Source organism: Oxalobacter vibrioformis, assembly GCF_027118995.1.
Taxonomy (GTDB): Bacteria; Pseudomonadota; Gammaproteobacteria; order Burkholderiales; family Burkholderiaceae_D; genus Oxalobacter; species Oxalobacter vibrioformis.
In genome coordinates, this window is sequence record NZ_CP098242.1 from 1,256,734 (window position 1) to 1,272,534 (window position 15,801).

The 15,801-nt window shown below is 52.1% G+C and carries 16 protein-coding genes; 5 read left to right on the top strand and 11 right to left on the bottom strand.

From position 1 onward, the window contains the following. Nucleotides 1-15: 15 nt before the first annotated feature. Entirely contained in the window at nucleotides 16-996 is a 981-nt protein-coding gene (locus NB640_RS06195) for a tyrosine-type recombinase/integrase (RefSeq protein WP_269310328.1), read from the bottom strand. 30 nt (nucleotides 997-1,026) lie between these two features. Between NB640_RS06195 and NB640_RS06200 the strand changes: the two genes are divergently transcribed. Beyond that, the gene (locus tag NB640_RS06200) at nucleotides 1,027-2,058 is read left to right on the top strand and encodes a porin (protein ID WP_408637947.1); all 1,032 of its coding nucleotides are present in this window, start codon (nucleotides 1,027-1,029) and stop codon (nucleotides 2,056-2,058) included. A gap of 108 nt (nucleotides 2,059-2,166) precedes the next feature. On the opposite strand, the gene NB640_RS06205 is transcribed toward NB640_RS06200, so the two are convergent. The 8 genes from NB640_RS06205 to glyA all read right to left on the bottom strand — a co-directional run bounded on the left by NB640_RS06205 (nucleotide 2,167) and on the right by glyA (nucleotide 9,931). Then, nucleotides 2,167-2,787, bottom strand: coding sequence for a TatD family nuclease-associated radical SAM protein (locus NB640_RS06205; RefSeq protein WP_269310330.1), 621 nt, complete (start codon nucleotides 2,785-2,787; stop codon nucleotides 2,167-2,169). 60 nt (nucleotides 2,788-2,847) lie between these two features. After that, on the bottom strand, nucleotides 2,848-3,126 hold the full coding sequence (locus NB640_RS06210; RefSeq protein ID WP_269310331.1) for a hypothetical protein: 279 nt from the start codon (nucleotides 3,124-3,126) through the stop codon (nucleotides 2,848-2,850). An 85-nt stretch (nucleotides 3,127-3,211) separates the two neighbouring features. After that, nucleotides 3,212-5,029 carry a glutamine--fructose-6-phosphate transaminase (isomerizing) gene (gene glmS / locus NB640_RS06215; RefSeq protein ID WP_269310332.1) on the bottom strand — a complete coding sequence of 606 codons (1,818 nt, stop codon included), beginning with the start codon at nucleotides 5,027-5,029 and terminating at the stop codon, nucleotides 3,212-3,214. 249 nt (nucleotides 5,030-5,278) lie between these two features. Beyond that, entirely contained in the window at nucleotides 5,279-6,400 is a 1,122-nt protein-coding gene (locus NB640_RS06220) for a porin (RefSeq protein WP_269310333.1), read from the bottom strand. Between the two features lie 141 nt (nucleotides 6,401-6,541). Further along, on the bottom strand, nucleotides 6,542-6,766 hold the full coding sequence (locus tag NB640_RS06225) for a hypothetical protein (protein ID WP_269310334.1): 225 nt from the start codon (nucleotides 6,764-6,766) through the stop codon (nucleotides 6,542-6,544). Nucleotides 6,767-6,816: 50 nt separating this feature from the next. Further along, nucleotides 6,817-7,437, bottom strand: coding sequence for a riboflavin synthase (locus NB640_RS06230; protein WP_269310335.1), 621 nt, complete (start codon nucleotides 7,435-7,437; stop codon nucleotides 6,817-6,819). 19 nt (nucleotides 7,438-7,456) lie between these two features. Then, complete coding sequence (gene ribD / locus NB640_RS06235) at nucleotides 7,457-8,539, bottom strand: bifunctional diaminohydroxyphosphoribosylaminopyrimidine deaminase/5-amino-6-(5-phosphoribosylamino)uracil reductase RibD (RefSeq protein ID WP_332880233.1); 1,083 nt, start codon at nucleotides 8,537-8,539, stop codon at nucleotides 7,457-7,459. A gap of 147 nt (nucleotides 8,540-8,686) precedes the next feature. Beyond that, nucleotides 8,687-9,931: a serine hydroxymethyltransferase gene (gene glyA, locus NB640_RS06240; RefSeq protein ID WP_269310336.1), complete on the bottom strand. Its 1,245-nt coding sequence runs from the start codon at nucleotides 9,929-9,931 to the stop codon at nucleotides 8,687-8,689. Nucleotides 9,932-10,169: 238 nt separating this feature from the next. Here glyA and NB640_RS06245 point away from each other — a divergent pair, with 238 nt between their 5' ends. The 3 genes from NB640_RS06245 to NB640_RS06255 all read left to right on the top strand — a co-directional run bounded on the left by NB640_RS06245 (nucleotide 10,170) and on the right by NB640_RS06255 (nucleotide 13,405). Further along, nucleotides 10,170-10,382 (top strand): 4-oxalocrotonate tautomerase, encoded by a 213-nt coding sequence (locus NB640_RS06245; RefSeq protein WP_269310406.1) that lies wholly within the window; start codon nucleotides 10,170-10,172, stop codon nucleotides 10,380-10,382. 166 nt (nucleotides 10,383-10,548) lie between these two features. Continuing rightward, nucleotides 10,549-11,484, top strand: coding sequence for a protein phosphatase CheZ (locus tag NB640_RS06250; RefSeq protein ID WP_332880234.1), 936 nt, complete (start codon nucleotides 10,549-10,551; stop codon nucleotides 11,482-11,484). Between the two features lie 52 nt (nucleotides 11,485-11,536). Further along, nucleotides 11,537-13,405, top strand: coding sequence for a chemotaxis protein CheA (locus tag NB640_RS06255; protein WP_269310337.1), 1,869 nt, complete (start codon nucleotides 11,537-11,539; stop codon nucleotides 13,403-13,405). Nucleotides 13,406-13,503: 98 nt separating this feature from the next. Here NB640_RS06255 and NB640_RS06260 read toward each other — a convergent pair whose 3' ends face one another. Beyond that, nucleotides 13,504-13,926: an OsmC family protein gene (locus NB640_RS06260; RefSeq protein WP_269310338.1), complete on the bottom strand. Its 423-nt coding sequence runs from the start codon at nucleotides 13,924-13,926 to the stop codon at nucleotides 13,504-13,506. Nucleotides 13,927-14,245: 319 nt separating this feature from the next. Between NB640_RS06260 and NB640_RS06265 the strand changes: the two genes are divergently transcribed. Further along, complete coding sequence (locus NB640_RS06265) at nucleotides 14,246-14,896, top strand: UPF0149 family protein (protein ID WP_269310339.1); 651 nt, start codon at nucleotides 14,246-14,248, stop codon at nucleotides 14,894-14,896. 110 nt (nucleotides 14,897-15,006) lie between these two features. On the opposite strand, the gene NB640_RS06270 is transcribed toward NB640_RS06265, so the two are convergent. Further along, nucleotides 15,007-15,648 carry an SAM-dependent methyltransferase gene (locus NB640_RS06270; protein ID WP_269310340.1) on the bottom strand — a complete coding sequence of 214 codons (642 nt, stop codon included), beginning with the start codon at nucleotides 15,646-15,648 and terminating at the stop codon, nucleotides 15,007-15,009. Between the last annotated feature and the right edge of the window lie 153 nt (nucleotides 15,649-15,801).

Genomic DNA, 15,801 nt, shown 5'->3' on the forward strand with positions numbered 1-15,801 from the left:
GGCCTGGCGCCTCTTTCAGTCCAGCCTTTTGGCCAACTCCTCTGCCGTTGCATTGTAATAAACCATGAGCTGTTTTAAATCCCTGTGTCCAACCATTCGGGCGAGATCAAGCACATCCAGTTTTCTGGCCAAACGGGTAATCGCCTCATGGCGGGTGTCATGAAAATGCAACTCATCAATCATCGCGCGAGCTTTCAACTGGCGAAACACATTACCCAGATTGCTCACGGTTATCCTGAACACATTGCCTTTGTCTTGCATTATTTGACGCAATATCCTAATCGCTTCCGTTGACAGGGGCACTTCACGGCTGCTTCCGTTTTTCGTCTCCGGCAGAAAGACCACGCGCCGTTCAACATCCACATCTTTCCACTGCATTTTTACAATTTCCCCTGCCCGCATCGCCGTTTCAATGGCAAAAAGAAAAATGGCGCCTACACGCTCCCGACTTGTTTCCGGGGATTGATCATGTTTATAGCCTGACGCCAGAATGATCCGATCTATTTCTTCTGACGATATTCGCCTGTCGCGTGGTTTCGGCTGTGGTGGTCCTCTGACAGTTTTAAGCGGGTTTTCCTCCAGCCATTGCCATTCGTTTACAGCAACATGGCAGACGTGTGACAGGATATTCATGTACCGGTTCACAGACGCCGGTGAAACCCGCGCCAGTTTTTCATCCCGCCATTGGGCAAAATGCCGGGCGCCAAGCTCCCGGCAAAGTACACGAGCCAGTTTGTCCTGTTGAATAGCCGCAATACGGCTGCTTTCCCATCGCCCTCCCCGCTTCTTCACGGATACGGTTGCAGCATATCGTTCAAGCAGGTCGAAAAAAGTCCTGTCCTGATATTGCTCATGTTTCCCAAGCAGAATGTCCGCCTCTTCCTGTGTCGCCCAAGCAACCGCTTCTGCCTTTGTCTTGAATGTCCCTGACTTTCGGACACCGCACTTGGCAATAAATACCCGCCATGTTTTTCCCCGTTTTATATAACTTGCCATATTCGCCCATGGTGTAGAAATGGTGTAAAAATGGAGTGCTGCAAACCCGCAATGCACGAAAAAGCACTCAAAAAAGCGGCACATTATGCCAGAGAAAAAACTTTTTTTATACATGATGGCTTCCGTGGTTCGGAAGACCTCGGCGGTGGTTTGAAAGCCACCTTCGAACTGGAAAAGCGTTTTGACCTGTTTGACGGTACGAACGGCAACTCCAATACCGCAGCCTACAGGGCTCAAAGAGGGCAAAATGCCAACTCTAAAGACTGGGATGGCGCAGCCAACCTCGGTCTGGCAGGTAACTGGGGCCGTGTTCGTTTCGGTCGTGTGAACGAACTGACCACGGAAACCATCCGTAAGTTTGACCCGTTCTATCAGTACGGCGTGGGTTCCATGCTGCTGAGCGCAAACCGCTCGGCTCGTATTGACAACACTGCTCGCTATGACTCCCCGAAATGGTCCGGCTTCTCCTTCGGCGCCAGCTATTCCCTGGGTCAGAATACCCGTAACAATGGTGCAACCACCGGCTGGGTGACGGAAAGCGCACATAACGATGGCTATGGCATCAACCTGTCCTATGACAACGGCCCGTTCATGGCAACTGCCAACTGGAGCCGTCTGGCTGACTCCGATGATGCTGATACATGGAACGTTGGTCTGGCCTATAAATTCGGTCCGGCACGTGTTTCCCTGCTGTATGAAAACACCAGCTACGAAGGTTGGGACAACGGTGGTAACAGCCGCCCAGCTCAAAACGCTAACCCATTTTCTGCTCAAGGTGGTGACTCCGACCTCTGGCTGCTCGGTCTGGAATGGGACATCGGCCCAGGCCAGCTTGACGCTTCCGTGCAGTACATGGACTTTGACCCAAGTGCCCGTGGTGTGAAAGATGCTGATGTCTATAAATATGCCATCGGCTACACCTACAACCTGTCCAAGCGCACTTCCGCTTATGCGCAGGTTTCCTACAGTGATTTCGACGAAAGATCCGCTGGCAATTTCATCTCAGGCCTGGATCGCAGCGATATGTGGGGCTTCCAGATCGGTATGACCCACAAGTTCTAATCACTTGTGATATCATGAAAATGCGGTTCGTCTGACGCATCTGACCGAAAAAGCAGTATCGAAAAACGCACATGTGAAAGCATGTGCGTTTTTTATATGATTTACCCCTTAGCCCAGATCATCCAGCACACGACGGCGGAATTTGACGCCCAAATCGTTGGCAATCCCCGCGCATGCAGCAATATCAACCCCCGGCAAACCATCCACCGCTGTAACCGTCACATCCGCTCCGGCTGCTTTTGCGCTTTTGATGAATTCCAGCATGGAGGCGTAAGTACCGGGTAATTTGGGATTGCAATGGCGGTTATAAACTTCCTCATTTTGCGCGTTAAGCGAAACCGACATGGACTGGATATAGCGGGCAAGCTCCGGGGCAACATCGCGCCCGTGCACAATATTGGCCACGCCACTGGTATTTAAGCGAAGTCTGGCGCCCTTTTCCCGTAACGCACGGGCAACTTCCAGCAGCACATCAAGCCGCATGGTCGTCTCACCCATGCCGCAAAACACGATCTCATCATAATCCGCCGGATTACCTGCCGCTTCAATCAGTTCTTCAACTGTCGGCTCATAACGAAGGCGCATGTTATATTCGCGCACACTCCATTCGCCATTGAATTTCGGACAAAACCGGCAACGCAGGCTGCACCGGTTTGTCACGTTCAGGTAACGGTTGTTGCGAATGGTATAGCCAATCACTTCTTCCGGTTTTATTGCGACATCGGTCATCTGAAATTCTCCTGTAACCCTGCTTTCGCCGTCATCTGATTGGACAGCAATCCGGCGGAATCATTTCATGAACATGCTGATCAGCACCATGACCAGCCCGACATTAATCGCAATGTTCAGCTTTCGGGCCACCTTGCCATAGGCACGCAGGATATTGGCCAGCATCCAGCCCCCCCAGAGCAATATCTCACCGCCCCCGCGAAAAAGCTGTGTGTCTGTTTCTGCAACCTGAACGCGATAAATACCCTGGGTCAGAAATGCCAGGCAAATCAAGGCAAGAATAAGACGAACGGGTTTTTTATTCACAAACTCCCAGAACGCCTGCATATTTGGATTCATTTCAATTTCCTTTGCGCATCATACGGATGCGTATCCGCACGGTTACCTTATATGTACTATATATATATATGAGGTAATTGGGCTTTTATTCAACTGTAACCGATTTTGCCAGATTGCGCGGCTTGTCCACATCGGTTCCACGAACAAGCGCTGCGTGGTATGCCAGCAGTTGAAGCGCCACCACATGCAATAACGGGGAAAGCACACCATAATTTTCCGGCAGGCGGATCACATGGATTCCCGGCTCGGAATGAATATGCGTATCAGAGTCGGCAAAGACAAAAAGCTGGCCACCGCGCGCCCGGACTTCCTGCATATTCGACTTCAGTTTATCCAGGAGGTCATCCCTTGGCGCCACCGTCACTACCGGCATCTGCTCGGTTACCAGCGCAAGCGGGCCATGCTTGAGCTCACCGGCCGGGTAAGCCTCGGCATGGATGTAGGAAATTTCCTTCAGTTTCAATGCACCTTCCAGCGCAATCGGATAATGAAGGCCCCGCCCCAGAAAAAGGGCGTTTTCATACCGTGAAAAAGATTCTGCCCAGGCAATGATCTGGGGTTCCAGCGCCAGTACGGCTGAAATAGCCGCCGGCAAATGGCGCAATTCGCGAAGATAATCCGCCTCCTGCTGCGGATTCAGGCGCCCCCGCAAGCGGGCAAAAACCAGCGTCAGCAAAAAGAGCCCGGCAAGCTGGGTGGTGAACGCTTTTGTAGAGGCAACCCCGATCTCGACACCGGCACGCGTAATATAGGCCAGTTCGCATTCCCGCACCATTGCACTCGTTGCCACGTTACAGATCGTCAGGGTGTGTGCCATTCCCTGTTCCTTGGCATGCCGGAGGGCAGCCAGTGTATCGGCTGTTTCACCGCTCTGGGTGATCGTCAACACCAGTGTATTCGGGTTAGGCACACTGCTGCGATAACGGTACTCACTGGCAATTTCCACATTGACCGGAATGCCGGCCTTGGCTTCCAGCCAGTACTTGGCTGTCAGCCCCGCATAATAACTGGTACCGCAAGCCAGAATCAGGATGGAATCAACGGTTTCAAAAACGGCCTGGGCATTTTCCCCGAAAATCCGTGGCGAAAAATCCTCGATCCCCTGAAGCGTATCCGCCAGCGCCTGCGGCTGCTCGAAAATTTCCTTTTGCATGTAATGCTGGTAAAGACCAAGCTCGGCCGCAGCGGTATAAGCCTGGACAATACGGACTTCACGCAGAGCCGTCTTGCCATCCATGTCATAAATATGGCATTGGTCCACATGCAGGTCGACAATATCACCCTCTTCCAGATAAATAATCTGGTCTGTCGTCCCGGCCAGGGCCAGCGCATCAGACGCCAGGAAATTTTCGCCTTCCCCCAGCCCCACCACCAGAGGAGAGTTTTTTCTTGCACCCACCATGCGAAGCGGTTCATCACGACAAATCACGGCAATGGCAAAAGCGCCGGTCAGACGACTGACCGCCTGTTGCACGGCTTCGAGCAGATTGCCCTGGTACAGCGAATCAATCAGATGGGCCATGACTTCGGTATCGGTCTGGCTGTCAAATTCATAGCCCTTGACAACAAGTTCTTCGCGCAACTCGACGTAATTTTCAATGATGCCGTTGTGCACCAGTGCGATGCGTTCGCGGGAAAAATGCGGATGGGCATTCAGCGTGGTTGGCGGCCCATGCGTAGCCCAGCGGGTGTGCGCAATTCCCATAAAGCCAGTCAGCCCGAATGCATTGACCTGGCTTTCAAGATCAGCAACCCTTGCCGTACTGCGGCTGCGTCGCAGATTGCCTTCCGAAAAAAGGGCAATCCCGCAAGAATCATACCCCCTGTATTCCAGCCGCTTTAACCCCTCTATCATCATAGGGGTGATATCGCGCGCTGCCAGCGCGCCTACAATCCCGCACATTCCTGATTTATCCTTGTCTTATGCCACATTGGTGGCTCTGTTACCCGCCTTGGCCTATTTTTAGCCAAACCGCAAAAGCACTATTTTACTGACAAAATCATGCTTCGGCAGCAAAAAACAAAAACACAGGCAATAATTTGGATACTGCCTCCAAAAGAAAAACGCACATGCTTTCACATGTGCGTTTTTCGGTACAGCTTTTCGGGAAAATGCTTCAGACTGACCGCATTTTCATGACATCACAAGTGATTAGAACTTGTGGGTCATACCGATCTGGAAGCCCCACATATCGCTACGCTCCAAGCCGGAGATTGCTTTACCGGCGGATTGCTCGTCAAAGTCGCTGTAGGAAACCTGTGCATAAGCGGAAGTACGCTTGGACAGGTTGTAGGTGTAGCCGATAGCGTACTTGTAGACGTCAGCATCATATCCACCCTGGGCTTTGCTGGCACTTGGATCGAAGTCCATGTACTGCACGGATGCGTCAAGCTGGCCTGGGCCGATGTCCCATTCCAGACCGAGCAGCCAGAGGTCGGTATCGAGGCCTCTAGCTTGCCAGCTGCTTTTTGCCTTCGGTGCGCTGTTACCGCCGCCAGCCCAGCCTTCATTGCTTGTGTTTTCATACAACAGGGAAACACGCGCCGGGCCGAATTTGTACGCCAAGCCAACGTTCCAGGTATCGGAATCATCGGAGTCAGCCAGGCGGCTCCAGTTGGCGGTTGCCATGAATGGGCCGTTGTCATAGGACAGGTTGATACCGTAGCCATCGTTGCTCGCGCCTGATGAATAGAATGGGTTGGCTGCACCACCGTCGCCTACATAGCCACCATCGTTACGGGTGTTCTGGCCCAGAGAATAGCTGGCGCCGAAGGAGAAGCCGGACCATTTCGGGGAGTCATAGCGAGCGGTGTTGTCAATACGAGCCGAGCGGTTTGCGCTCAGCAGCATGGAACCCACGCCGTACTGATAGAACGGGTCAAATTTACGGATGGTTTCCGTGGTCAGTTCGTTCACACGACCGAAACGGACACGGCCCCAGTTACCTGCCAGACCGAGGTTGGCTGCGCCATCCCAGTCTTTGCCGGTAGCGCCTCTGTTTGCCTGATAGCCGGCGGTATTGGAGTTGCCCATTGAACCATCAAACAGGTCAAAACGCTTTTCCAGTTCGAAGGTGGCTTTCAAACCACCGCCGAGGTCTTCCGAACCACGGAAGCCGATGCGGTTGTTGATGTTTTCGCCCATGCGGACATCACGGCCGGATTCCAAGATGTAACCGGTGTCAACAACACCATAGATGGTGACGTTGGATTGGGCATGTGCCACACCGGCAGCAGCGCCGAGTACAGCTAATGCGATTAAAGTCTTTTTCATTTTTCTTCCCTTTTAAGAGATGTGTTGAAAATCCGTAGTAAAAAATATCCTGCTAAAACTTCCGGATAAGTCATAGCTTAATCATATTGTGACCAACTTTCCAACAAATTAGTCACGGACACTGCAAAATCAGGCAAAAAATCACAAAAATGAGACAAAACTGTTGTATTTTTGTAACACATCACCAGCAGGCCTGCCTTTTTCCCATATCAGGGAGAGAAAGAAAAACTGCTGTCGTTCCTGAGCCGCCTGCCAAACGCCTGACAATTTAAAACCGGCAGCCTTGGAAAAAATATTAAAGCAATTTCTCAAGTTTGTTGCCGATTCAGGTCTGAATACACAGTTTTTTTCCGCTTCCTGTTGCATAAATGAGACAACCACACCCGGCGTTTTACCAGCATGGCTGAAAACAACGTTTATTGGCCGTCTGAAAGTGACAGCATCCGCTCGACATAGCGCGCAATCAGGTCTACCTCCAGATTGACCTTTTTTCCTGGAGACAGGTTTTTCAATGTCGTCACTTCAATAGTGTGCGGAATCAGGTTGATGGAGAAAAGGCAGCCCCGATCCGTATCCTCGACGCGATTAACTGTCAGCGAAACACCGTCAACAGCAACAGACCCCTTGTAGGCAAAGTATTTCGCCATATCCTTAGGCGCCTCAATGAGCAGTTCCCACGACTCCCCCACCGGATCAAAGCGGCTGACAACACCAATCCCGTCAACGTGCCCTGCCACCAGATGGCCACCCAGCCTGTCGTCCAGTTGCAGGGCCTTTTCCAGATTGATGTCGCCCGGCACATCCAGGCCAGCCGTTCGGTTCAGGCTTTCCCGGGAAACATCCACGACAAAACCATCATCTGTTTTTTTCACTACCGTCATGCAGGCGCCACTGAGCGCGATCGAATCTCCCGGCTTGACATCATCCATCGGTAAATCGCCGGCATCAATATGAAGGCGCACCCCAGCGTCTTCACCTTCTCCCTGTAGCATAACGGAAGTGATACGGCCGACGGCCGTTACGATTCCTGTAAACATATCCTCTCCCTTTGTTTTTTTATTCAAGACGGGCAATCACGCGCAAATCCGGGCCAATCATGGCAATATCCCGAAACTGCATCCGTATCTGATCATCAAGTGACGCCAATGCAGGTAAACGGCATATGCTGTGCCCCTCATCCATAAGGGACGGCGCCAGATAAACCAGTAACTCATCCACACACCCCGCCTGTACCAGCGCACCATTTAATATGGCCCCGGCTTCCACATGCACCTTGTTGATTTCCCGCCTGGCCAGCTCGGCCATCATTGCCGGCAAATCGACCCCGCCGTTTTTTCCGGGCATGACGATAATGTCCGTGCCCTTTTCTTTCAGCAGGGCGGTTTTTCCCGGGTCCGGCTGTGCACAGAACACCCAGGTGCCGCCCCCTGCCAGCACCTGGGCATCGGGTGAAATCCGCAGGCGGCTGTCCACCACAATGCGGCGAGGCTGGGATGAGACCTCAACAGCCCTGACGGTTAACTGCGGATCATCGCTTTCGACTGTGCCGATACCTGTTAATATCGCATCCGCCCGTGCACGCCAGATATGCCCATCATCACGTGCCGCTGGTGAAGTAATCCACTGACTTTGTCCGCCGGGCAATGCCGTCCTGCCATCCAGGCTTGCGGCTGCCTTCAGCCTCACCCAGGGCCGCCCATGTTCTATGCGGGATAAAAAACCCAGATTCATCTCGCGGGCCTCGTTTTCCAGCACACCGGAAATCACATCAATGCCAGCGGCCATCAGTCGGGAAAAGCCTTCTCCGGATACACGGGGATCAGGATCTGTCATGGCAGCAACGACGCGGGACACTCCCGCCCGGATCAGGGCATCGGCGCAAGGCGCGGTCCGCCCATGGTGAGCGCAGGGCTCCAGCGTGACATACACGGTAGCCCCCTTCACCTCACACTCTTTTCTGGCCGCATCGTCGAGCGCTTCAATTTCAGCATGGTTGCCTCCGGGGGGGCGGGTGCTTCCCTGACCAATAATCCGGCCATCCCTGACAATGACACACCCGACACGGGGATTGGGCGCGACATGTGATGGCGGCTCGTTAACCATTTCTATTGCATAGCGCATGAATTCATCATGGGGCATACACTCTCCCGGATCTTACCCAAACCGGTATTTTATCCGGTTTATGTCTCAGCAATATGACGTACTTCGTACTGCCGAAGCAAAAGCAGGGCCTTTCATAAAAAAACCGCCTGTCAGTGCAGGCGGTTTCGTGAAAGAACCTCTTGATCAGCCATAAACCGGAAATGCCGTTGTCAGCTTTTTCACTTCCGCACGGACACGCTCCAGTACTGCCGGATCTTCCGGACTGTCAATCACGTCCGCCAGCAGATTGCCCACCATCCGGGATTCCTCCTCCTTAAAACCACGCGTTGTCATGGCCGGGCTGCCCAGGCGGATACCCGATGTGACAAAAGGCGTTTGCGGATCATTGGGGACCGCATTCTTGTTGCAGGTGATATACCCGCTGTTAAGAATGGTTTCCGCTGTACGGCCAGTGATATTTTTACTGATCAGGTCAACCAGCATCAGATGTGACTCGGTGCGGCCGGAAACAATCCGGAAACCCCGTTCGATAAGGGTCTTGGCCAGGACATCCGCATTTTTGAGCACCTGCTCCTGATAGGTTTTGAATTCCGGCTGCAAGGCCTCCAGGAAAGCAACCGCCTTGGCGGCAATGACATGCATAAGCGGCCCGCCCTGAATGCCCGGGAAAACGGCCGAGTTGATCGGGCGCTCATATTCTGATTTCATCAGGATGAAGCCGCCACGCGGGCCTCTCAGCGATTTATGCGTGGTGGACGTAACGAAATCGGCGTGAGGAACCGGATTAGGATAAACGCCGGCAGCAATGAGGCCGGCATAATGGGCCATATCCACCATGAAGTAGGCGCCAACGTCCCTGGCAACTTTTGCAAAACGCTCAAAATCAATCCGGAGCGAATAGGCTGATGCGCCCGCAATAATCATCTTGGGCTTTTTTTCATGGGCAAGGCGTTCCATGGCGTCATAGTCAATTTCTTCCTTCTCATTCAACCCGTATGACACCACATTGAACCATTTGCCTGACATATTAAGCGCCATGCCATGTGTCAAATGGCCACCTTCTGCCAGCGACATGCCCATGATTGTGTCACCCGGCTGAAGCATGGCAAAGAAAACGCCCTGGTTGGCCTGGGAGCCTGAGTTGGGCTGCACATTTGCCGCCTCCGCGCCAAAAAGCTGTTTAACACGATCAATCGCCAGTTGCTCGGCAATGTCCACAAATTCACAACCGCCATAATAGCGGCGGCCCGGATAACCTTCTGCATATTTATTGGTCAGTTGCGACCCCTGTGCCTGCATGACTGCCGGGGAACAATAATTCTCGGAAGCGATCAGCTCAATATGCTCTTCCTGGCGAATATTTTCACTCTGAATAGCGTTCCACAGCGCCGGATCAACGCGGGCAATGGTCTGGTCTTTTGAGAACATGTCATACTCCAATAAATACAATTTTGTTGATGGTCGCCTTGAAAACTGCTGGTGCCGTATTCAAGACAGGAGTTTCCGGCAAAACATTTTTTCCGGTAATTTTATAATGTGAAAAACAGAATATTTTACAATAGGGTTTCTGTTACCAGCAAGAAAATGCCGGGCGATCACTTTCTTCGCCAATGCAAGTCCGTGAAGCGCCAGAAAGAAAGCCCTGTCTGTTTTCCCTGAGCGCTTTATAATCAGCAAAACCCTTAGAAGGATCGCCATGCCAACCATCACCGTTCAACTGCTTGAAGGCCGGACCCTTGAACAAAAACGCCATTTTGTCAAAGCAATCACAGACGCCGCCGCCAAAACGCTCGATTGCAATCCCGGATCGATCCATGTGATTATCCATGAAATCCGGAAAGAAGACTGGGCAACCGGCGGTAAACTCTGGAGTGACTGACTCGATAACATCACGGATCAAACGCAAAATCAATTGCATAGATGACAAAGACAATGCTTGCTGTCGATGCATATAGCATGTAAAGTATTGCCGTACGGAATCTTTTATTTTAAAAATCAAAGCGGAAGGCGCTGTTGTGCCTTTTATTATTAACGGAGTGGCATAAATGACTGACGAACTGGAAGCCCTGTTTGACAAGATTTCTGATGAACAAAGGGAACAAACCGATGCTGGAGAGATAAGGTCCGAATCATCATCGGAAGCAGAACCTTCTGAAGACGAACTTGAAGCGCTTTTTGATGAGTTGAGTTCAGAAGCCTTGGCTACCGGCAGCGACAACGGTACACCGGCTGAAGCCGCAACAGAAGCCGCCCCCTCTGAAGACGAACTTGAAGCACTTTTTGACGAATTAAGTACATCGCCATCCGGCGAACAAGCCATTCCCGCAGAAGATACCATTACACCAGAAGCAGGGCTGTCTGATTCTCTTACCCACCCGAATCCGCTTGATGCGGCTGATCTGCCGCTATACGATCGGGTCGGCGGTATTTTGAGACAGCTCCACAATTCCATGCGTGAACTGGGCTATGACCGTGCCCTGCAGGATGTGGCAACAGAAGTCCATGATGCAAAAGGCCGTCTTGAATATGTGGCGACATTAACGGAACAGGCTGCGACACGTGTGCTGAACTCCATTGACATCGCCATGCCGCAGCAGGAAGAACTGTCAAAAACGGCTCGTGACCTGGAAGAACGCTGGGCAACGCTCTTTGATGGCAATATGGATGTGGATGCATTTAAGCAACTGGCTCAGGACTCCCGGGATTTTACCGTTAATACTGCCAACCGGGCTGATGAAGAAAAGGCGCGCCTGATGGAAATCATGATGGCACAGGATTTTCAGGACATTACCGGGCAGGTGATCAAAAAAGTGGTGGGCATTACCAAAAAGCTGGAGCAGGAACTCGCGCAATTGCTGCGCGACAATGCGCCGCCTGAAACCAAGGAGAAAGTGGTCGACCTGATGGCCGGACCGGATGTTCCCGACAAGGCCATGGATCAGGATGATGTTGACAGCCTGCTGGCCAACCTGGGGTTTTAAACAATTATCGTAATAATTTGCTGATAACGCGTATCTGAGAAATGGGTTTCTGATGGAAGACATGCTGAAAGAGTTCGTCGTTGAGGCACTGGACCTTGCGTCGCAGGTAGAAGAACATCTGCTGACGCTGGAGAGGCATCCCGACGACCAGGACACCATTAACGCCGTATTCCGCTCTTTTCATACGATCAAGGGTGGAGCGGGTTTTATGGGGCTCGCCCCGATGGTTGAAGCCTGTCATCTGACAGAAAACCTTTTTGACGGCATGAGAACCGGTAAAGTACCGGTGACGCCTGATGCCATTGAAGCGTCATTACAGGCCAGCAGCTTTGTCGGATACCAGTTAAGCGAACTGCATAATGGCGCGGCGCCCGATGAACTCTCGGCTTTTCCGCCAGAGATTGAAGCCATGCTGCAACGCGCACTTGCTGGCGAAGCAGCACCCTCGCCAACGGCAGCACCAGCGGCAAATACGCCCCCCCAAGCAGAAGCGGCTCCAGCCACACCATCTGCAGAAACCATGCCACCCGCTGAAGAGGGTCCCAACTGGCACGCCCTGTATAACGCGCTCGTCCCGGAAGACAAACAAGTTGAAGTACCGGCGAGCGCAGTTGCCGAAGCGTCTGAAGGCTCGACATGGGACGGGATTGATCGCCGGGGTAACCCTGAAGCATCAACCACCGATATCGCGGCCATACCAGCAGCCCCGGCTGGGAACTGGGATGGCGCAGAAAGAAGACGCGCACCTTCCTCTGCACCCAAAGATGACAGTATCCGTATTGATGCTGCCAAACTGGATGTTTTGCTTGAAGTTGCCGGCGAAGCCGCTCAGGCGGCCAACCAGGCCAGTGTCCTCCTGGACAAGCTTCGTCTCTTTCCGTTTGAAGATGAGGCGGCAGAACTCATTGACAATCTGATCGAAACCCAGGCAAGGGCTTCCCGCTATTCAACAGAGTTGCAGCGAGCCACGCTTTCCACGCGTATGCAGCCGGTGGGACGCCTGTTCCAGCGTTTCCCGCGCCTTGTCCGTGAATTGGCCCGCGAATTGAGTAAAAATGTTGATCTGGTGATCGAAGGTGCAGAAACCGAAGTTGACCGTCTGGTTGTTGACAGCCTGTATGATCCGCTTGTTCATATGCTGCGAAATTCGCTTGACCACGGTGTGGAAGATGCCGAAGGAAGGCTGGCCGCCGGGAAACCGGAAAAAGCCCAGATCCTGCTGAAAGCCTGGCAGGAAGCTAACAGTGTCATGATTGTCATTTCAGATGATGGCCGTGGCATGAATCCGGAAAGGCTCCGGGGTATAGCGGTTTCAAAAGGTCTGATCGGCCCCAATGATGCCCAGTCGGATGATGAAGCCTATCAGCTGGTTTTTCTTCCGGGCTTCTCAACAATGGAAGTTGCATCCAGCGTCTCAGGCCGCGGTGTCGGCATGGATGTGGTACGAACTGCGGTCGAACAGCATCGCGGTACCATCTGGATCGATTCAAAGCTGGGCAGGGGCACGACCTTTTCGATCAGGCTTCCGATTGAGCTATCCATTATTCCCATGCTGCTTGTGAGCACGTCAGGAGCCAAACTTGGCATCCCGATGTCGCTGGTTGAGCGGGTCGTGGAACTCCCGGATACGTTTGAGCAGGTCAGCGGTCAGCCAGTATTCCGTGATCAGGGACGGCCACTTCCGGTATTGTCCATGGCAAATGTGCTGGGATATGATCCTTGTGTTGAACAAGCCGGTATCGTTATCGCTGCTCCCAGCCCGTATATCCTTTCTGTCGAAGCACTTGACGGAACTGCCGATCTCGTGATCAAACCGCTTTCCGGTATTAATGTGACCGGCATCTCCGGCACAACCCGTTCCGCAGAAGGTGAGCTGGTTCTGGTTATCTCACTTTCCTTCCTGCTTAATGGCGCAATGTAATAGCAACGTTTCTCCCGCATCATTTCTACGGGAATAAAAGCATCTCCAAACCATCTACCAGTGCCCTGCGATCCGTAACAAACCGCAGGGCACTGTGTTTACTCAACTCTGGCTGATACCGTGATTTCCGTATTGAGCAAACGGGAAATCGGACAGTTTTCTTTTGCCTGCCGAACCGCTGTCTGGAACGCCGACTCGTCGACATTAGGGATTTTTGCGATCACTTCCAGGTGAATGCGGGTAACAGAAAAACCCTTTTCCCCCTTATCCAGTGTTACGGTTGCCTTTGTCTGGATATTTTCCGCCACCATCTTTGCCCGCTCAAGCCTGCCGGAAAGATCCATCGTAAAACATCCTGCATGGCCAGCAGCAACCAATTCCTCCGGGTTGGTGCCCGCGCCGTTTTCAAAACGGGCAGAAAAAGAATAGGGCGTATTGGAAAGCACACCGGTTTCAGTTGTGAGCGCGCCTTTTCCATCCTTGATGCCGCCTTGCCAGACAGCTGTTGCTGAACGATCCATAATTTCCTCCTGTGTATCGATATCGTTAAAAAACTTTCTTTTTATTCATTAAAACAGGATAAGCCGTATTGCCATTGCCGGATTAATCGAAAATAAAGAATGTCTGCCTATTTCCTTGATATACGGCAATGCCTTTCAAACGGTCGATTTTGTCAGTTTTATAAATAATTATTCACAAAACTGATACAGCTATACTATAATGAATTCAATACCTCTGCATTTTGCAGGTGTTTCTCCATCAGGAGTCGGCTATCCTGGCTGCATTCAACAAGCCTCCACCGGTTCCTCATTCTTCACTTCACTTTTATCCCTCAAGCTTATGTCCAAGAAAAATACTATTGATCCGAGCGAGCCGGATTTTGATCTCGACAGCTTCCTTAACAGCACCGATGCACCCGACCAACTGGATGACAAACAGGTTGAAAAACTGGAAAACTTTCTGGCGTCCAATCCTGGCGGCATGCACATGGAACTCCTTGATGGCTTTTTTTGCGGGCTGATCTGTGGCCCTGATGCAACGGGGCCGGAAGCGTTCTATCCCTTCATCTTTGGAGGAAAAGAACCCGAATATAACTCACCAGAACAGGCCGATGAAATACATGAGGCCTTAAGACAACACTGGGATCACATCAAGGGAATGATGGAAAATGGCGATTCCTATTATCTCTTCATGTATTCTGATGATGATTTCAAGGTCAGCGGCAACGACTGGGCACTGGGCTTTGCGCTCGGGCTCGATAAATACCGCGACAGTTGGCAGGAACTGCTGGATCAGGCAGGCATCGGGGAAGGTCTTTTGGTACCATTTCTAACGCTTTACATGGAAAAGCATCCCCAGAATACTCAAGGGCTGATCCACGCCGAAGACAGGGAGGCGCTTGTCACCGAACTGATCGAAAACCTTCCCAAAATTTATCACCATTTCGATGAAGCACGCCGCAAGAAAAACCCGGACAGCGCATTACACTGATCCGGCAGCAATCATGCTTTAACAGGAAGGAGAAATAAAGCCGGCGCGGCACGAGGATCCGGCTTTATTTCCAGCCAGTGGCAAGCACGCACCCCGGTTAACGAAACGCTTTACGTCTCCGAGCCCGATGATCTGGCGGGCAGATTGACGTCTGCCACGGCGGCTTTCTGTGCTTCAGTGATCGTCCACATAAAGACCCCCTTGTTACCGACCTGCGCCATTTTTTCCGGTGGCCAGTCGGGGCCCATGTCATTATCATGTGATACCAGTCGTGCCCCTACCTTGAGCTGCTTCCAGATATAAGGACGCAGCTTGAGGTTGAGTTCGGCCGGAAGGTACAGCATCACCACTGTGGCATCTGAAAAGTCGACTTCAAAGAAATTGCCGATCTCAAACCGGACACGATCCTCAACACCAGCAGCTTTTGCATTGACAATCGCCTCCGTGACCCGTTTCGGGTTCAGATCCACGCCCACACCGCGTGCGCCATAATCCCTGGCTGCGGCAATCACAATGCGGCCATCGCCGCATCCCAGGTCATAGACGATATCGTTTTTATTGACATCGGCAATCTCCAGCATCCCCTGAACGATTTCAGGATAAGTGGCGATGAATCCCGCGTCCAGTTTGGGGCCCATCACTTCTTCAAGGCCAAACTGCGCTTTGCCGGAAACAACGACAAACACGCAGACAAGAAGCGAAGCCGCAAAAAAAACCGCCATTGCAAGCCAGGGACGCCGCAACCCGTTCATAGATAATCCTTTTCCAAAAAATACAACGATAGGAAACGCTGATTAAATGATTTTGGAAGATGAAGTGCAAGGCAAGCGGAGCAGCAACCAAGACATATCTTAAGACAGGCGAAGATTGCGAGCACCGCGTAACGCAGCAATTCGCTCACAAAA